The organism is Paenibacillus caseinilyticus, assembly GCF_027533645.1.
GTDB lineage: Bacteria > Bacillota > Bacilli > Paenibacillales > NBRC-103111 > Paenibacillus_G > Paenibacillus_G caseinilyticus.
Map to the genome: position 1 here is coordinate 110250 of NZ_JAQAGY010000010.1, position 18702 is coordinate 128951.

An 18702-nucleotide genomic window follows, 5' to 3' on the forward strand; every position below is an offset into this window, starting at 1 on the left:
ACTTACGCCCAGGTAAGTTTGTACCCTTATGGAGAGCAGTTGCAGATAAAGTGCGTACTGGGCGCCTTCCTGCATCTGGGGTATGATGGAAGCGTTAACGGAGTACCGGTGAGCAGAGCGAAGAGGAGGAGCTATCGAATGAACTATACGAAGCTTGGAAAATCAGGTCTGCGGGTCAGCAGGCTGTGTCTCGGCACGATGAACTTCGGGGTAGACACAGACGAGCGGGAAGCATGCCGCATCATGGATGCGGCACTGGATGCGGGCGTGAATTTCTTCGATACGGCGAATATTTACGGCTGGGGAGAGAACGCGGGCCGCACGGAGGAGATCATCGGACGCTGGTTCGCCCAAGGCGGCGGAAGGCGGGAGAAGGTGGTGCTCGCCACCAAGTTCTACGGGGATATGAGCGATGCGGCCGACGGGCCGAACGGGCAGGGAGGCCTGTCCGCGTACAAGCTCCGGCGTCACCTCGAAGCTTCCCTGCGCCGCCTGCAGACGGATCATATCGAGCTCTACCAGATGCACCATGTCGACCGCAGCGTCTCATGGGACGAGCTGTGGGAAGGCTTCCGGGTCGCGATACACAGCGGACGGATCGGCTATGTCGGCTCGAGCAACTTCGCCGGACGCGACCTCGTCCAGGCCCAGTACGAAGCGAAGGATAGAGGCCTGCTCGGCCTCGTCTCGGAGCAGCATAAGTACAGCCTGCTGTGCCGGCTGCCGGAGCTGGAAGTGCTGCCGGCGGCGCAGGAGCACGGCATCGGCGTCATCGCCTGGAGCCCGCTGGACGGCGGCCTGCTCGGCGGGGGCGCGCTGAAGCCGGCCGCCGGCTCGAAGCGCGCGAACAACCCGGAGCGCACGGAGAAGCACCGGGCGCAGCTGGAAGCATTCGCCACCCTCTGCCGCGAGCTGGGGGAGAGCGAGGCCAACGTGGCGCTCGCGTGGACGCTGGCCCACCCGGCACTGACCGCGCCCATCATCGGGCCGAGGACCCTGGAGCAGTTCGAGCAGGCGCTGCGCGTGGTGGACATTGAGCTCGGCGAGGACACGCGCCAGCAGCTCGATGAGATCTTCCCGGGTCCCGGAGGGGAAGCGCCGCAGGCATACGCCTGGTAAGCTGCCGGGACTTGGTTCCGGTGTGCGGCCGCCGGCCAGAGCAGGCGGTCAGCCCGGTCCGGTCCGGACAATGAACAGGCAGAGTCAGAAGCAGACCGGTACCGACCGATTCGGTGCCGGCTTTTTTGATATCGCCGCCTAGCCAAGCTAGGCACAACGAGCCGGTGCAAGTCCGGCCGAGGTAAGAGCCAAGTCGCCTCGTAGCTGACAGGCAGCCCTGGTGGAGAGCTCCTAAGGCTGAAGCCCTGTGACAAAGTAGCCCTGCAAAGGGAGCGAGCAAAAGGGCAGGCCGTAACCTGAAGTCAATCCTGCCGCATCGTCAAAAAGCACCTGCAAAGGACAAGAAGGAGCGGAGCCTCGGGTACCTGGGCGAAGGCCATGGAACGCGTGAAGACCTTGGAATCGCAGCGCGGAAGAACCTTCCGGCGTAAGGGGAACTCTTATGCTGAAGCCTTCCCCGGGTCCGTGCCGGGACGCATCAGTAGGCTCCCTTCCTCCGGAAGTCCCGGGGCCGGTTGTAATAGCGGATCAGCTCCAGCAGGAAATCGGGATCATAGTTGCTCCAGCTGCTGCTGTTGGCGATGATATCCTCCTGGATGGCCCGGGGCCAATACAATCTTGCTTCCTCATAATAGTGGATGTGCAATCGCCGGATCAGGTCCATAATTTCCGTGCGGTCTACGTAATTCTTGCTCTCCAGGAGGCCGAACAGCTTCACCAGACCTTTGGAACCCACGCAGTCCTGAAGGGCCGTATGTTCGGAAATCTCCATCTTCTGCAGCTCATCCTCCTGGTAATGACACCCGCTCAGATGGACAATCCGGAAGCCCTGGAGCGACGTGCGGTCCTTGTGCTGAATCCACTCCAGCTGTCCTTCCTGTACGGAGGAGATCGTTTCCCCGCAGCTATCGCATATCCACTGCTGCAGCGGGATCAATCGGGTATCGCTCATTCCATTCACCATCCCTTATACCCTAATGAATTCAAATTATACGCCCGCCGCTAGGGCGGATGCCCGGGTGAGGCAAATATAGTCGGCCGGCTGCCGGATCAAGCGGCCGGCGGACACATCGGTCTCCATGCCGCAGCCCATCTTGCCGGCAGCAGGGTCGATGCCGTGCTGGCCGGTGAGGTGCAGAAGAATCCCCGGCTTCGGTTAGGGGCGGGGCACCCGGCCTTCGGGCGGTGAGGCAGCAGGCGGAATCATCCAGCACAGCCCGTGGCGCTCCAGCCGGTTCGGAAGGCCCGCCCATTCCCTTCATCCGCTATGATTGACGGGGAGATCCTCCGGTTAATGAAATGCATACGGGCGGGCCCGGTTAGTGGTCATCCGCTGAAGAGAGTGTGGAGGAGGGGGAACGATGCAGACGCTGTGGAAAGGGGCCGTGAGTTTCGGGCTCGTGAATGTCCCCGTGAAGATGTATACCGCGACCCAGGAGAACGATATCCCGATGCGCATGCTTCATAAGGAGCACAAGGTGCCGATTCATTATTCCCGTACATGTCCCAAGTGTGCTGAGGAAGTCAAATGGAGCGAGATCGTCAAGGGGTACGAATACGAGCCCGGCAAGTATGTGACCTTCGAAAAGGAAGAACTCGAAGAGCTCGCCTCCGAGACGTCGCGGGAGATCCGCATACTCGACTTCGTGGATCTCGAAGAGATCGATCCGATCTACTATCAAAGAACGTACTATTTGGCACCCGAAGAAACGGGCTCCCACGCGTATAACCTGCTGGTCGAAGCGCTGAAGGACACGGAGAAAATCGGCATCGCCAATGTCGCGATCCGGGGCAAGGGAAGCCTGGCGGCCCTGCGGGTTATCGGCGATGTCCTGTCGCTCGCGATCCTCTATTACGAGGAGGAGATCCGGCCAAAGGAAGAAATCCCGGGCTTTCGGGAGAAGGATAAGGTGGACAAGCGCGAGCTGGAGATGGCGAAGTCGCTGATCGGGCAGCTCTCCGCCTCCTTCGATCCCGGCAAGTACGAGGATGAATACCGCGAACGCCTGCTCCAAGCCATCGAGGAGAAGGTGGAAGGCAAAGAGGTCACCTTCGCACCCGAGGAGACGGAGAAGAAGGTCGTGAACCTGATGGAGGCGCTGCAGGCTTCGCTCAACGAGATGAAAGCGGCCCAGTCCACGGACAAAGGGGCGGACCGTACGCCGGCGCCGGGCAAGCCGCAACCGAAGACCCGGCGGGCCAAGCCCCGCCCGAAGCGGACGGGAGCGTAAGGAGCCTATGGACTCCTTCAAGCCAATCGTCTCCCATCCTATGCGATACGCTTCCGGGAAGGGACGCCCTGGGGCTATGAGATCAAGTGGGACGGCTTCCGGACGAGCGGGGAGACCTCCCGGCAGCTGCGGAGCGGCAGTCGCTGGGTGACATTGTGCGGTTTCTACGGAAGAGCCCACCGGCTTCCTGCTGAGCTGTCTATCCCTAGCTCATCATCCCGGCATCTTTATCCAATCATCATCATCCCAACATCATCCAAGCCTAAGAGGAGGATACGCATATGGCGGAAGACCGGCGCACGATCACCGTGCATACGACGCCGAACCCGGAAGGCGGCTGGGACGTCCAGCAGAGCGGGGAGAAGGTGAGCCACAAGAATACGAAGAAGGAAGCGGAGAAGCGCGGCCGGGAAGAGGCCAAGAAGGACGAGACGGAGCACAAAATTCACAACAAGGACGGTCGGATCTCCGAGTCTGTTTCGTATGGTAACGACCCTTATCCGCCCGAAGGGTAAGCAAGAGAAGCCCCGCACGCCGCTTGAGGCGGCCGACGGGGCTTCTTTGCGTTTGTCCTACGGGCCGGCGCGCGAGATGCACCGGAACCTCACCCGAACCAATAGCTGATGTACACCATGACGAGCAGGCCGAGAATGAACGAGTAGGTGGACTGCCTCTCGAATCCGTGGCCGTGGCTCTCGGGGACGAGCTCCTTGTATACGATGAACATCATGGCGCCGGCGGCGAAGGCCAGTCCGTAGCCTACGAGCCACTGAATGTAGCTTGCCGTAAAATACCCGATGACCGCCGAGACCATCTCCATAAGTCCCGTCAAGGTGACGAGCAGGAACGAGCGCAGCCGGCTGACCTTTGAGTTCATGAGGAAGACGGCAAGCACGAGTCCTTCCGGCATATTCTGCGCGCCGATCGAGATCGCCACCATCGGACCGAGTCCCTCATCAGCACTCGCATAGCTGAAGCCGGTGCTGAGGCCTTCAGGAATGTTATGGATGAAGAGCGCGATGATGACGAGCAGGGATTTCGAGTCGAACTGCGAGATGCCCGTATCATTCTCGACGTCGATATGCGGGATGTTCCTCTCGATGAGATCGAGCACGACGATGCCAATGAGCAGGCCGACCGTCAAGGCCGCAATGCCCGATTCCTTGATCGCTTGGGGCATCAGGCCGAAGGTGGAGGCCGACACCATGATGCCAGCGGTGAACGCGATGAGAATATCCTTCCACTTCTCCGACAGCGTCTTCACGAAGAATAAGGGTACGGCGCCGAGGACCGTAGCCATGGCTGAGATTAAGCTTCCTAGCAGTGCGGTTTCCATGACTTCCCCTCCGTCGGTTATTTTACAGGAAAGGCAGGTGTACAGGCAATGCACCGGAATCATCCCGCTTCGGTCATGCGCTCTTCGATGGTACCGATCAGGCGGGAGGCGATTTCGTTTGCGGCCACCGGCATTTCCTCCTGAAGCGAGGGGGAGGCGGTAACGGCTGCCGGATGGATCGATGTTCAAGGAACGGTGCCCATTTCAGGGACTGAGCAAATTCGAGGAGACGGAGTAATTTATGGGTGCGAACCCCGTCGTGTTGGCAAGGGTGAACCCCGCAGCCGGTCGCTCTTATACCATCGTCTTACCCTAGTGGGGCTTGTCTCGATATGGTCCTTGGGAGCATCTTGGTCATTGGATCATCGTCTCTACTGAAAGAGACCTGCAGCACGTGCATGAGGTCCTGCGCGGAATCTTGGCTTCCGTCCATGGTGCTCTCTTCCGTTCAAGCATTCTCATGCCATAGAGTCCCCTAATAAAGGCATTTATAAACAAATTTACCCAGTAATGCAAGAAGAATAGGAAACCGGTTTTTATTCCTTGATCCGCGGGGTTCCCGAATTCCTTCCATCTACCTCAAATGGTCAACGGAATACGAGCAGGTAGTCAATATTGTACACCGCCGGGGGCTTCTGCCCCATGCTATGATGTTCGAGAAAACGCTTTATTACCACATCTTGCGAATGGAGGATACATATTCATGTCATTATGGCAGAGGAGACAGAGGGTCAGACTGCTGGCGGCATTCACAGCCGTTCTCATGATGATTCAGCTGGTTGCGGGCGTGTTCGCGGGTTCGGCTTCGGCCGCTTCGGACAACGTAACGTATGAGGAGCAGCCGGGCGGGACGAGCCAGTGGGTCGTCGTCGGCAGCTTCCAAGGCTGGAACAATGCTTCCGAAAAGACTCAGATGAAGCATATTGTGGGAGGGTTCTATACTTACACTAGTGAGATTCTACCGGCGGGAACCCATGAATTCAAGCTCGTGAAGAGCGGCACATGGACCGGATACGACAACAACGGCGAGAACTTCTCGCTCCAGCTGGCGGAGCCTGCCTCCGTGAAGTTCTACGTGAACGAAGAGCTGGGGCAAGCCCGGATCTCCGTCCCTGGCGTAGCGGGCCTGCAGCAGTATATCCCGCAGCTGGATGCGGCGCAGCATCCCCGGCTTGTGGGCGATGTGCAGCGGGTATTCGGCGAAGCGGAATGGTCCCCGGACCAGGCGCAGCAGTTTTTCGTTGACTACAATTTCAACAACACCGTGTACAAGCTGCAGCGCACTCTGCCGGCAGGGACTTATCAAGCCAAGGTGCTCTTCGGATCGAGCTGGTCGGGCGCGAATTACGGCACGGCCGACGGGAAGAATCTGGAGCTGGCTGTGCTGGATGCGGGGGCCGTCACGTTCACCATCGACCTCAAGGCCGATGTGAAAGCGCTTAGCCATAATTATGTGGCACAGGATGGGGCTTTCGACGGCAAGATCAAGAAGGAAGCGATCGCCTTCGACAGCCGCTCCGTGACGTTCAAGAAGCCATTCGGCGCGATCCCGGCTGCCGGGCAGGATCTTAAGCTGCGTATCGCAGCGGCAGCGGGCGACGTACAGACGGCCAAGGCGGAGCTGACTTCGCCGGACGGCATGTCGGCCGCCTACCTGATGACCAAAGCGACGACGGTGGACGGCAAGGATTACTTCGAGGTAACCGTGCCTGCTTCCGCGTTCGGAGGCCGTATCGGCGTATGGGGCTACAAGTTCATTCTCGTGGACGGGATGAGCAAGGTGGAGTTCGGCGACGACAGCGCCCGCGGTGGCAGCGGCGCGGTGGCGGACGAAGGGGCGCTCCCGTACGACCTGACCGTCTATGCTCCGCAGTTCAAGACGCCGGATTGGATGAAGAACGCGGTCGTATACCAGATCTTCCCGGACCGGTTCTTCGACGGGAGCAAGGACAACAACCGCGCGAAGCTGCTCGACGGTGCACGCGGAGCGCTGGATCCGCAGCACGCTACTCCGAAGAACGGGCAGAAGCTGCAGTATTTTGACGGCGGCGTGCCGAATGATCCCGCAGCGGACCAAGTGTGGGGCGCCTGGAATGATGCGCCGGAGAACCCGGACCGCCTCAAGCCGGAGAATCAGCCGTACTATCCGGAGTCGGAGTCGGACGGTGCGTGGACGAACGAATTCTACGGCGGCGACATCCAGGGGATCGAGCAGAAGCTGAGCTACCTGAAGAACCTGGGCATTACGGCCGTATATCTCAATCCGGTCGCATGGGCGGCATCCAACCACAAGTATGATGCCACCGACTACAAGCACCTCGATCCGATGTTCGGGCAGCCGGTGTACAACACGCCGGGCGATCCTGCTTCGGGCCTCGACTATGTCAAGACCCGCGAAGCGTCGGACCTCGTGTTCTCGAACTTCGCGAAGGCGGCCAAGGCGGCCGGTATCCGGATTATCAACGACGGCGTATTCAACCACGTCGGAGACGATTCGATCTACTTTGACAGGTACTCGAAGTACCCGGAGATCGGAGCCTACGAGTATTGGGCAGCCGTCTACGGCAAGGTGAACGGGGAGGGCTTGTCGAAGGAAGCGGCGGAAGCCGCGGTACGGGCCGAATTCACCTCGCAGATCAACCCGCTGACCGGCGTGAACTACAAATTCCCAGAGGACTTTATGTATGTCACCTGGTTCACGGTCGAGAATGCCATGGTCAAAAACCGGGACGACGACGGCCTGCATTACAAATATGACGCCTGGTGGGGCTATGATTCGCTTCCGGTCATGGACGCGAAGGAACCGCAGCTCGCACCGACCGAGTATCTGCCGGCGGACGGCATGTCTCTGCCGGGACAGCATGAGTGGAACAGTATCCACTACCGCGACAACGTGATCGGCAGCAGCCTGGCGGGACTCGGCGAGGCCGAGGCGCAGAAGCATCTCCAGACTACGGGTTCCCAGCGGTGGCTGTGGATGGGCACCAGCGGCTGGCGGCTCGACGTGGCGCCTGACGTCTCTGCCGGCACCTGGTCCAAGTTCCGCGAAGCGGTGAAGTCCACTGCAGGCCGCACCGATGCGAACGGCAGCACGATCGACGAGCCGGTGCTGATCGGCGAAGAGTGGGGCGTGGCGACGAAGTTCCTGCTCGGCGACCAGTTCGACTCCGTCATGAACTACCGCTTCCGCGCGGCTCTGCAGTCCTTCCTTGGCGGCGGAAGCGCCGAATCGATGAACGAGGCGCTGGAATCGATCCGCGAGGATTATCCGAAGGAAGCCTGGCAGGCACTGATGAACCTGGTAGACTCCCACGATACGATCCGCTCCATTACGAAGTACGATCATCCGGAGTGGGAAGAGGAGCATCTGGTCATCGCAGAGGAGGCTAGCGATAAAGCGGTGAAGCTGCAAGAGCTGACTGCGATCTTCCAGATGGGCTATCCCGGCGCGCCGTCGACCTACTACGGCAGCGAGGTCGGCCTCTCCGGCACCAAGGACCCGGATTCCCGGAAAGCCTTCCCGTGGGAGCGCGTAAGCGCGAACGGGGACGGCACCTTCACCGGCACCGGCAAATACGCCGGATTGTTCTCCACGTACCAGAAAGCGGCGGGGCTGCGTAACACGTATCCCGTCTTCCGTACGGGCGACCTGAAGGCGGCGTACGCCCAAGGGGAAGTGATCGCTTATGCCCGCAAGGACGACGCCAAGGGCGCGCTGGTCGTAATCAACCGGAGCAGCGAAGCGAAGACGATCGAGGCGGACGTAGCGGGCTTCCTGCCGGAAGGCCTGCAGCTGAAGGATCTGCTCCAGGGCGGCCTTACGGCGGCAGTGTCCGGCGGCAAGGTGACCCTTACGGTTCCTGCGACGACAGGCCTGATGATGGTGTCCGAAGGCGAGCTGCACGCGGCGCCGGCGGTGACCGGGGTATCGGCCTCCGGCGGCAACGGTGAAGTCTCCCTGAGCTGGAACGCGGCGGAAGGGGCCGATGGCTACCGGATCTACCGTGCAGCTATGGAAGGCGGCGCCGTGACGCTGATCGGCACGGCGGAGGTTCCGGCTTACAAGGATACCACCGTTGCCAACGGTACCAAATATTATTACGCCGTAACGGCACTGGCTGGCGGGGGCGAAGGCTTCCTCAGCGATATGGCGTCCGCCACTCCTGCCTATCTCGTGAACGAAGTAGGCGCGCCATCCACGATTACGGAGAGTGTCTATGCGGGTGTTGGTAAAGCTACGCAGCCGATTACGGTGACCGTGACGGTGTACGGGCTGACCGACAATCCGGCCTATACGGGCAAAGAAGCGCCGGGCCTGATCACAAGGCTCGCTTATTACAAGGATGGCACGGATCCGGAAGCGGCGCAGGATACGAAGCTGCGCTACCAGAGCGATACGGATCTCGGGAGCAAAGTGTACCAGGCGGCGTTCGAGCCGACCGATACCGGGCTGTACCGCTACCTGGCCAAGGTATCGGCCGATAACGGCGAGACTTACACCGTGTCTCCTTCGGTGACCGTAGCCGTGTACGGCGATCCGGCGGATACGACGCCGCCTGCCGCGCCGCTCCTGGAGGAGATCGCGACGGAATCCAACCGGGCGACGCTGAAATGGACAGCCGATGCGGAAGGCGTATCGGGCTACGAGGTGCTCCGCAAGGAAGCCGGCGAGGCCGGGTTCCGCAAGATCGCCGTCATGCCTGCATCCGCCAGGGAATACACCGACTATGCGGTGAGCAACGATACGGCCTACACGTATGCGGTTGCGGCCTATGACGCCTTCTACAACCGCAGCCGCTCCGCGGAACAATCGGTTACGCCGAAGCTCGTCATGGTGGATGTGAAGATGCGTCTGCATCTGCCGGATTACACCCCGACCACCGACGATATCACGATAGCCGGCTCGTTCAACGGCTGGAATGTATCGTCGACGAAGCTGCAGGTGCCGAGCGGAGCTACGGACCGGCGGGTGGTGGAATACACCTTCAAGATGATGGCCGGCAAGTCGATCGACTACAAGTATGCAAGGGGCAAGTGGGAGACGGAAGCGTTCACGAGCCACAAGCGGATGAACCCGGATACCGAAGATTACGGCAACTGGGCCTACGGCTCCACGAATACGAATATGCAGCTGACGATCAAGAACCAGGGCGGCAACCAGATGGTCGTCGACGATTATATCCTCCGCTGGAAGGATATGCCGATGATCCTGACCCTGCCGCGCACCACTTATGGTGAAGATGTGACCTACTCCACCGCGGAGAGCTCCTTCCATCTGAAGGGTGTCGTGCCTTACGGCGTCGCCTTCACCATCAACGGCCAGCCGCTGCCGGAGGGCGCCATGAGCAGGTTCGGGGAAGTGAACCTGGAGCAGATCCCGCTGAATCCGGGGGAGAACCGGTTCGAACTGCACATCGAGCCTACGGCCGAAACCTTGAACCAGCCATGGTACGAAGACAAGGGACGCAAGGACAATGCGACCAAAACGCTGACGCTAAATATCACCCGCACGACGGGCGGAGAAGAGCCTTCGGCGGAACTGACGGGAATCTCGGTGAATACCGAAGCTGTGAATCTGACCGTGGGAGGCACGCATAGTGTAGTCACCACGGCAGTCTATGCGGACGCAGCGCTGAACAAGATTGTTACGGCGCAAGCAGCCTATGCATCCAGCAGCGAAGCGGTGGCAAGTGTCGATGCCGCGGGCCGGATCACGGCGAAGAGCGCAGGCACGGCGAAGATTACGGTCACCTATGAAGGCAAAACGGCGGAAGTGACGGTCACGGTAACTGCTCCGGCTCCGGCTGCCGAGCGTATCACGGTGAACGCCGAAACCGTGAATCTGACCGTGGGAGGCACGCACAGTGTTGTCACCACGGCGGTCTATGCGGACGCAGCGCTGAATAAGATTGTTACGGCGCAAGCAGCCTATACATCAAGCAGCGAAGCGGTAGCGAGTGTCGACGCGGCGGGCTTGATCACGGCGAAGAGCGCAGGCACGGCGAAGATTACGGTCACTTACGAAGGCAAGACAGCGGAAGTGACGGTCACGGTAACTGCTCCGGCTCCGGCTGCCGAGCGTATCACGGTGAACACCGAAACCGTGAATCTGACCGTGGGAGGCACGCACAGTGTTGTCACCACGGCGGTCTATGCGGACGCAGCGCTGAATAAGATTGTTACGGCGCAAGCAGCCTATGCATCCAGCAGCGAAGCGGTGGCAAGTGTCGATGCTGCGGGCCGGATCACGGCGAAGAGCGCAGGCACGGCGAAGATTACGGTCACCTATGAAGGCAAAACGGCTGTCGTAGACGTTACCGTGACAGAAGCCGCTTCCGGCGGAGACAACGGTAACGATAACGATAATGACAACAGCAGCGACAACAGCAGCGGCGGCGGCACTTCGGGGAATTCCGCGGGTACACCTGCACAACAGGATGGGACGAAGGAACAGCCGAAGAAGGTAACCCCAGGCGACTTGGCTAAGCGTCAAGACGGCCAAGTCACCGTGGAGCTCGGAGCAGCGGAGAGCGAGCTGCAGCTTCCGGCGAACGCTGCGACGCTACTGGAAGGCGGCTCCCTCCGGGTGAAGAAGAACGGAGTCTCCGTGCAGCTGACCGCCGCTCTGCTCGGCGAACTGGCGAAGCTGCTCCCGGCAGGCAGCGATGGAGGAAGCCTTACACTGCACATCTCCGCCCTGCCGAAGGCTGAAGCTGAATCGCTTGCTGCCCAAGCGTCAAAGGCAAACGAAGCAGCAGTGAAGGCTCTCAGTGAGGTGTATGACTTCCAGCTCGGGGTCCTCGACAAGGACGGCAAGCGTCAAAGCCTGCAGACTTTCCGTGAGCCGGTCACCCTGACCTTCAGCGTGGAGGCTTCGGCCGACCGCAGCTCCACAGGTGTCTATTACCTGGCTGACAACGGAGAGCTGGAATATGCAGAAGGGACTTGGAACGGCGGCGAACTGAGCGCGAAGGTAAGCCACTTCAGCAAGTATGCCGTACTGGAATTCCAAGCCGAGTTCACCGATCTGCCTGCAGGCCACTGGGCTTCCCCAGCGGTTCAGGCGCTGGCAGCCAAGGGAATCGTGAACGGTACAGGCAGCAAGCGCTTTGCTCCGGAGCAAAGCGTGACCCGCGCCGAGTTCGCGGCAATGGTTGTTCGTGCGCTGCGGCTGGAAGTAAGGCCAAACCAAGCGCATCCGTTCGCCGACGTGGCGTCCGGCTCCTGGTACGCCGGAGCGGTGGCGACGGCTTACAACAGCGGGATTGTGGGAGGACGGGATGCCCAGACCTTCGCACCGGATGAGCTGATCACCCGGGAAGAGATGGCGATGCTCATCATGCGCGCTTACTCGGTGAAGGCCGGCGGTAAAGCTCCGTCCGGCAGCACACTCTCAAGCATCTTCTCGGATGCGGGTGATGTATCCGCGTGGGCCGTGGATTCGGTGCAGTCCGCTGTGAAGCTGAAGCTGCTCCAAGGCAGGGATGCCGGTATCTTCGCTCCTGGCGGCACGACAACCCGAGCCGAAAGCGCACAAGTGATATATAACCTGCTGGCGTCGAAATAAGCGCCGGATAGCAGAAGCCCTCGGACCCGACTCTGGGTACCCGAGGGCTTTTTGCGTTATAGCTGTTGTTCTTGCTCCTCGTCATAGCCTGCAGCCGGCGAATGTACAACTCCTTGTTCGAGCTGGAACATTCCGTCACTGGTTCCCGCCGTATAGGCATCGCTGAACTGTTCATGGGTTACCGCCGTGCCTTGCGAGGACTCGTCGCTGCTGGTGTAATCCGATACATCATAACTCTGGCCGGCAACCTTCCGGTAGTTGTTCAGCAGCCCCTCGGACGCTTTGTCGTTCATGTCGGTCCTCCTTTGGATTGTCGGCATGCCTTAGTCTGCCGGGCTCTCTAATATTGGCTCTCCCTGTTGCGGCCCCTGAGCCCGGCCAATCCGAGCAGGCCGAGAAGACCCACCCAGCCCCAATTTGTATCCTGATCGGCATCGGTATCCAGCATATTCACGCCCTGGTCTCCCGAGCGGATCCCCAGGTGTCCGTCTGCGCCGCCCGTATGGGCCGAGGCGCCCTGTGTACCTGCTCCTGTGCCGCTCCCGGCCTCGGAGCCGCTGCTCGTACCCTTGGATTGAATGTTCGCATCACGGCCTGGGATCGCGCCTTGTCCGTTGTCATTGGAATTGTAGGTTCCGAACAGGCTGGAGCTGCCGTAGCCGCTCGTGTCGGTCGTGGCACTGAAGCCGCTGTTGCCGCTGATATGGCTGGTATAGCCGCGCTGCGCGCTGCTCGTTCCCTGATCGGGGGAGGTACTCCAGTTCTGCATGTTCCCTGAGGCATGAACCGGAGAGGTCAGCGCGGCAGAGGATAGTATGAGTGCGAAGGCTAGCGTATGGCGAGTCTTCATGCGATTTCCTCCCTGTGCTTAAGTTGTCGGTCCTCTATGGTTTCCCACCGGAGTCTGCCTTTTATACGCAGGGCCCAAGGTTCTGGTGATCAACGCCCCATCCTTGTTAGACCCGGGAAGAACTTGAACTGGGCATCTGCATATACTGCATGCAGGAAGAGAACGCCAGGATCGCGCTGCAGCTCCCCGTGAAGCCGGGGGGGCCAGGATGCCAGGATCAGCCTTCCTGGATACCCGGCGGTGCAGACGCAATAGCCGTGCCTGGCTCCCCTTCGGAAGAAGGGGATTACCGGACACGGCTATGTGGCTTAGTGCGTCATATGATGGCTTACCAGGATAAGGGTTGGCTTGGCAGCTCCCCGAACAAGCTGCCCGCATAAGTCAATCCGTGCGGCCGCGGATTCGGCCTCAGGCGGGCATCAGGACGCTGAGGCAAGTCCAAGGGCCCTAGGCTTCAGGAACCGGCAGTCCGGCCGCCTTCCTCACCGCAGCCATGCCGCCCCCTGCCAGCCAAGCGGCATGGGCACCGGTTACCTCCTGCCCGCTTCCGGACGGAAGCGCAGCGGCAGCTTGCTCACGCCATGGACGATGAACCCGCGGGCCGGGGGCAGCGGCTCCTCGCTCGCCAGGGCCAGCTCCGGCAGCCGGGAGAGCACGGCTTCGAGCGCTACTTTAGCCTCCAGGCGGGCGAGCGGGGCGCCGAGACAGAAGTGGATGCCGTGCCCGAAGGCGATGTGGCCGTTCGGCGTCCGTTCGATGTCGAATCGTCCCGCTTCCGGGAATTTGTCCTCGTCGCGGTTCGCGGATCCGATCCAGGCGACCACTCGGCTGCCTGCCGGAATCAGCTGGCCGCCGATTTCCACATCCCCGGATGCCGTGCGGAACATCGCTTGTACAGGGGAGCGGAAGCGCAGCACTTCCTCGATAGCCGAGGTGAGCAGCTCGGGCCGGCTGCGCAGCTTGGCCAGCTCTTCCGGGTGCTCGATCAGGGCGAGGACGGCATTGCCGATCAGGTTCGTCGTCGTCTCGTTGCCGGCGACGAGCAGCAGAGCGCAGAAGGCGAGGATATCCGACTGGGAGAGGTGGAACTCCCCATCTTCCGCAGCGATCAGCGCGGAGATGAGGTCGTCCTTCGGTTCTTTGCGGCGCTGCTCAATAATGCCGGAGAAATACTCGTTCATCTCCCGGTGCGCCTGCTGGGAGCCGGAGAGCGATCCGCCGAGGATCGTATCGGCCGAGGCGACGACCTCGTCGGACCAATGCTTGAAGCGGTCCCGGTCCTCGCTCGGAATGCCGAGCAGTTCGGCGATAACGATGACCGGCAGCGGGTAGGCGAAGTCCCGGATGAGATCGAACTCCCCGCCTTCGGCCGCCCGGTCGAGCAGCTCATGCGCCAGTTCGGCGATGCGGGGTTCCATGGCAGCCACCGCTTTGGGAGTGAAGGCCTGGTTGACGAGGGACCGCAGCTGGGTGTGCCGCGGCGGGTTTGTCGTAATCAGGGAGAGGCCGCCTTCGCGCTGGCCGGCTGCCGCCTTCTCTTCCGGCGGACGCCCGCCGGAGGAGAACCGGGCGGAGTCGGAGAGGACGGTACGCACATGGTCGAAGCGGAACACGGACCAGAAGTTCATCTGCTCCATATACATAACAGGCTGGCGGGCTCGCATGGATTCATAGATCGGATAAGGGTTGCGCAGAATTTCGGGTGTCAGGAAAGGATTCATTAGGATAGCCTCCTTATCGGATAAGTGCCGGCCCGGGGGACGGCCCGCCGGTCTATGTTCACACAGGGGCGGCTGCCTTCAGGACTTCGGGCCTTCTTCCTGATTATCCCACAGGATTGCACGTGAATCCAAATCCTGCCTTCCGGACGAAAGGGCGGCTGCCGGTGACCGGGTGCGGCCCTAATAAGCGGAAATTGCCGCGAATAGGACCGGAGCGAAGTCTTTCGTGGTGCTTTCGAGCCTTGACGTTCCCGCAACCGAACCTGCGGGTGCAAAGAAGGCGGAAGTGAACGCGTTTTCAAGGGGTTCTTTTTGTCTTTTTTCGGAGAATAAACTTGCAAGAAAGAGTTTCTTAGCGCTACAATGGTAGAAACAGGCTGATCGGCAGGGTGTGCCCGGTGTACATCTATGCTCCGATCGACTTCCGCATGTCCACGGATGCCCAATCAGCCGCTTCCACGGAAGCGCCGTCTCTTCCCAAGCCTCTGGCTGTTCCTTCTTCCCCGCGCACCCCCATTTCCTGTATACCGAGCGCAAGATCCCAGGGCTCTTTCATTCATGGAGTGTCCGTGAATTTGAACCGGGCGCAGCATGCTCAGGCCGCAGCCATCGAAGAATCCGGCTGGAGTACCTGCTGCAGGCACAGGTAGGTCCTGCTCGATACAATTCGTATCGAACCCGCGATGCAGCCCGGCGGGCAGGGGGCGCGTCTGACCGAGTTGACACAGGAACAGCGCGAAGAGAAAGAAGCAAGAGACAGGGAAGAGAAAGAGGAATAGCAAGTAGAACGACTGGAAGAGCGTGTGAAGAACAAGTGAGTCAAACAGAGAAAAATTATCGGATGGTGGGAGTGTTCCTATTGAAAGGAAAGATGAAAAAGTGGGTCGGCATGATCACGCTGGTATCGCTGCTCCTCGTCTCCTGTGAGTCCCTGACGGGCGGGGATGCCGAGGCTGCCGATACGTTCGGCCGGATGCGGACGAAATGGAAGGAGACCATGACCGGGGGGACGGCCTATGATCCCAAAGATCCGGATATCGCAAGGCGGATCGGAGAGATTGACGGGGAAGTCACCAACGACAAGAAGTCGGGCTATTGGGACACGCTCCAGAAGGACGCGGCGAGCGCCGAATGCAAATGCTTATGGACCGATCTCAAAAATAACGGCGCTTCGGCGGAAATCACCGAGGCGTACGACAGGCTGAAAGCGATGGCCCTGGCCTATTCGACCAAGGGGAGCGGTCTAGAGAAGAACCAGAACCTGAAAGCCGACATTATCCGCGGCCTCGAGTGGATGGGAGACAACCGCTATACGGTTCGCAAGGCCTACGGCAACTGGTGGGACTGGGAGATCGGGGCGCCGCTGCGGCTTGAGGACACGATGGTGCTCATGTATAACGACCTGACGCCGGAGCAGCGCGCGAAGTGGATTGCGGCCATCGACCACCATTCCCCGAACCAAGCCGGGCTCGGATATGAATACTGGGGAGCGAACCGCGTATGGCGGGCCAAAGTGCACGCCGTGCGGGGGATTCTCGACGGGAACCGGGACAAGCTGGTCATGGGGCGCGACGGGCTCAGCGACTTGACCGACGGGCATACCGGGGAAAAGAACGTATTCAAGTACGTCACCTCGAACGACGGCTTCTACGCCGACGGATCGTTCGTACAGCACGGGGAGTTCGCTTACAACGGAGGTTACGGCAACTCGTTCCTTCAGGAACTTGCAGGACTGATGTACCTGCTGAAGGGCACGGAATGGGAAGTCAAGGATCCGGAGACCGCCAACGTCTGGAAATGGGTGCATGATTCCTTCGAGCCGTTCCTCTACAAGGACGGGCAGCTGATGGATATGGTGCGCGGGCGCGAAATTTCACGGTATTACTTCCAGGATGATGTCGCCGGGCACAAACTTATCAGCGGCATCATGCGCCTCTCGCAGGTCGCACCGATCGAATACGCGGCGGAATACAAAAGCATGATCAAGAATTGGGTGGCGAACGACCCGAGCTTCTATGATATCGCTACGCTTAACATGCTCGTACTCGCTAAGGCGACGGTCACTCATCAATCGGTGAAGCCAAAAGGCGAGCTCACCCAGAACAAAGTGTTCAACCAGATGGCCCGCGCGGTGCATCACCGCCCTGGTTTTGCATTCGGACTGAGCATGTTCTCCAAGCGGATCGCCAACTATGAGGCGAACCCGGAGAACCTGCGCGGCTGGTACACGGGCAGCGGGATGACGTATCTTTACAACGAGGATGACACCCAGTATGCGGATGAATTCTGGGCCACCGTCAATCCGTACCGGCTGCCGGGGACGACTGTGACCCAGAAGGCGATCAAGTCCGGGGACCAGCAGGGCTTCACGAATCCGAAGGATTGGGTCGGAGGCGTGTCGAACGGTACTTTCGGTGCGGCGGGGATGGACCTTGCATCGCCTTGGGATCCGACGCTTACCGCGAAGAAATCCTGGTTCATGTTCGATGATGAGGTAGTGGCGCTGGGATCGGATATCAACTCGACGGACAATAATCCGGTCGAGACCATTATCGACAACCGCAAGATCAACGAGGACGGATCGAACGCACTGACGGTGAACGGCTCCGAGAAACCGGCAACCCTTGGATGGACCGAGTCGATGACGGGAGTCCAGTGGGCGCATCAGGCGGGCAACGGAGAGGGAGCCGATATAGGCTACTATTTCCCTGAAGGTGCCGCGAATGTGAAAGGTCTGCGCGAGTCCCGCAAGGGCAAGTGGGGGACGATCAACGTGCTGCAGGCTCCTCCGGGCAACCCCGAGCATACCCGGAACTATCTTACGCTCTGGTTCGATCACGGGACCAACCCAGCGGGCGCTTCTTACCAGTACGTGCTTCTGCCGAACAAGTCGGCCCAGCAGGTCGGAACGTATGCCGCGAATCCGGATATCCGCGTGCTGGCGAATAACGGCAGCGTCCACGCGGTGCAGGAGAATGTCAGCGGCGTAACGGCCGCCCTCTTCTGGAATGACGGTCCGATGAATGCGGGGGGCATTACGGTCAACAAGCGTTCGGCCGTGATGACGCAGGTACAGGGCAAAGAGCTTACGGTCAGCATCTCCGATCCATCCCGCAGCGAGGACGGCATCATCGAGGTCGAGCTGGCCCACGAAGGCGTGTCGACCGTATCCGCAGATCCGCGGATCACAGTGACGCAGACCACTCCAACGATCAAGATGACCGTGAACGCCAAGGATTCGCTCGGAGCTGTGATGCAGGCAACGTTCACGATCCCGGCTCATGCGGTGTCCTTCCAGGATACGGCCAAATATACTTGGGCTAGCAGCCAGATCGGCGAGCTGGCCGCCAAAGGCATCGTCAACGGAACGGGACCGAACACGTTCTCACCGGCTGCGAATGTAACCCGCGCGGATTTCATCTCGCTGCTGGTCCGTTCGCTCGGACTGAAGGCCGAACCGGATATGTCCTTTGTCGACGTGTCCTCGGCGGCCTACTATGCGGAAGCCGTCGGCATAGCGAAGCGCCTGGGCATAGCCCAAGGGGGAGAAGACGGCAAGTTCAATCCGAAGATGGCCATCTCGAGACAGGATATGATGGTGCTTATCTCGAGAGCGCTGAAGGCTGCCGGACGCAGCCTGGAGGCAGGCACACCCGAGGACTTGAGCGGGTTCACAGACCGCGGACAGGTGGCGGCTTATGCAGTCGACAGTGCGGCGACCCTCATCAAGAACAAAGTAGTGGAGGGAGACGGAACGAAGCTGAAGCCGCTGGCCACCGCCACACGGGCGGAGACGGCTGTTCTGATCTACCGGATCTATACCTCCAAGTAGAGGATAGACTGAAACGGGCTGGTATCTTCGGATTCCAGCCCGTTTT

Annotated in this window: 11 protein-coding genes; 5 read left to right on the forward strand and 6 right to left on the reverse strand. The window is 60.2% G+C overall.

Annotated elements, in window-relative coordinates; all coding sequences use genetic code 11:
* The first annotated feature begins 138 nt into the window (after nt 1–138).
* Complete coding sequence (locus O9H32_RS16765) at nt 139–1119, forward strand: aldo/keto reductase (RefSeq protein ID WP_269867269.1); 981 nt, start codon at nt 139–141, stop codon at nt 1117–1119.
* A 478-nt stretch (nt 1120–1597) separates the two neighbouring features.
* Here the strand turns inward: O9H32_RS16765 and O9H32_RS16770 are convergent, their stop codons facing one another.
* Nucleotides 1598–2071, reverse strand: a complete 474-nt coding sequence (locus O9H32_RS16770; RefSeq protein WP_269867270.1) for a hypothetical protein — start codon at nt 2069–2071, stop codon at nt 1598–1600.
* A 409-nt stretch (nt 2072–2480) separates the two neighbouring features.
* Between O9H32_RS16770 and ku the strand changes: the two genes are divergently transcribed.
* Nucleotides 2481–3350 (forward strand): non-homologous end joining protein Ku, encoded by an 870-nt coding sequence (gene ku / locus O9H32_RS16775; protein ID WP_269867271.1) that lies wholly within the window; start codon nt 2481–2483, stop codon nt 3348–3350.
* A 281-nt stretch (nt 3351–3631) separates the two neighbouring features.
* The gene (locus O9H32_RS16780) at nt 3632–3865 is read left to right on the forward strand and encodes a DUF2188 domain-containing protein (RefSeq protein ID WP_269867272.1); all 234 of its coding nucleotides are present in this window, start codon (nt 3632–3634) and stop codon (nt 3863–3865) included.
* 89 nt (nt 3866–3954) lie between these two features.
* Here O9H32_RS16780 and O9H32_RS16785 read toward each other — a convergent pair whose 3' ends face one another.
* Nucleotides 3955–4686 (reverse strand): ZIP family metal transporter, encoded by a 732-nt coding sequence (locus O9H32_RS16785; protein WP_269867273.1) that lies wholly within the window; start codon nt 4684–4686, stop codon nt 3955–3957.
* Between the two features lie 703 nt (nt 4687–5389).
* On the opposite strand from O9H32_RS16785, the gene O9H32_RS16790 reads away from it, so the two are divergent.
* Nucleotides 5390–12253, forward strand: coding sequence for an S-layer homology domain-containing protein (locus tag O9H32_RS16790; protein WP_269867274.1), 6864 nt, complete (start codon nt 5390–5392; stop codon nt 12251–12253).
* Nucleotides 12254–12309: 56 nt separating this feature from the next.
* Here the strand turns inward: O9H32_RS16790 and O9H32_RS16795 are convergent, their stop codons facing one another.
* The 4 genes from O9H32_RS16795 to O9H32_RS16810 form a co-directional block, all read right to left on the reverse strand.
* The gene (locus O9H32_RS16795; protein WP_269867275.1) at nt 12310–12546 is read right to left on the reverse strand and encodes a YozQ family protein; all 237 of its coding nucleotides are present in this window, start codon (nt 12544–12546) and stop codon (nt 12310–12312) included.
* 47 nt (nt 12547–12593) lie between these two features.
* Nucleotides 12594–13103 carry a WGxxGxxG family protein gene (locus O9H32_RS16800; RefSeq protein WP_269867276.1) on the reverse strand — a complete coding sequence of 170 codons (510 nt, stop codon included), beginning with the start codon at nt 13101–13103 and terminating at the stop codon, nt 12594–12596.
* A gap of 530 nt (nt 13104–13633) precedes the next feature.
* A complete protein-coding gene (locus O9H32_RS16805) occupies nt 13634–14824 on the reverse strand; it encodes a cytochrome P450 (RefSeq protein WP_269867277.1) in 1191 nt (396 codons plus the stop codon).
* 406 nt (nt 14825–15230) lie between these two features.
* A complete protein-coding gene (locus O9H32_RS16810; protein ID WP_269867278.1) occupies nt 15231–15380 on the reverse strand; it encodes a hypothetical protein in 150 nt (49 codons plus the stop codon).
* A 315-nt stretch (nt 15381–15695) separates the two neighbouring features.
* On the opposite strand from O9H32_RS16810, the gene O9H32_RS16815 reads away from it, so the two are divergent.
* Entirely contained in the window at nt 15696–18656 is a 2961-nt protein-coding gene (locus tag O9H32_RS16815) for a polysaccharide lyase family 8 super-sandwich domain-containing protein (protein ID WP_269867279.1), read from the forward strand.
* Nucleotides 18657–18702: the final 46 nt, after the last annotated feature.

Coding starts and splice junctions, on each gene's coding strand:
- O9H32_RS16770 (WP_269867270.1), bottom strand. CDS start 2,071: ATGAGCGATACCCGATTGATCCCGCTGCAGCAGTGGATATGCGATAGC.
- O9H32_RS16780 (WP_269867272.1), top strand. CDS start 3,632: ATGGCGGAAGACCGGCGCACGATCACCGTGCATACGACGCCGAACCCG.
- O9H32_RS16785 (WP_269867273.1), bottom strand. CDS start 4,686: ATGGAAACCGCACTGCTAGGAAGCTTAATCTCAGCCATGGCTACGGTC.
- O9H32_RS16800 (WP_269867276.1), bottom strand. CDS start 13,103: ATGAAGACTCGCCATACGCTAGCCTTCGCACTCATACTATCCTCTGCC.
- O9H32_RS16810 (WP_269867278.1), bottom strand. CDS start 15,380: ATGAAAGAGCCCTGGGATCTTGCGCTCGGTATACAGGAAATGGGGGTG.
- ku (WP_269867271.1), top strand. CDS start 2,481: ATGCAGACGCTGTGGAAAGGGGCCGTGAGTTTCGGGCTCGTGAATGTC.
- O9H32_RS16795 (WP_269867275.1), bottom strand. CDS start 12,546: ATGAACGACAAAGCGTCCGAGGGGCTGCTGAACAACTACCGGAAGGTT.
- O9H32_RS16815 (WP_269867279.1), top strand. CDS start 15,696: ATGAAAAAGTGGGTCGGCATGATCACGCTGGTATCGCTGCTCCTCGTC.
- O9H32_RS16805 (WP_269867277.1), bottom strand. CDS start 14,824: ATGAATCCTTTCCTGACACCCGAAATTCTGCGCAACCCTTATCCGATC.
- O9H32_RS16790 (WP_269867274.1), top strand. CDS start 5,390: ATGTCATTATGGCAGAGGAGACAGAGGGTCAGACTGCTGGCGGCATTC.
- O9H32_RS16765 (WP_269867269.1), top strand. CDS start 139: ATGAACTATACGAAGCTTGGAAAATCAGGTCTGCGGGTCAGCAGGCTG.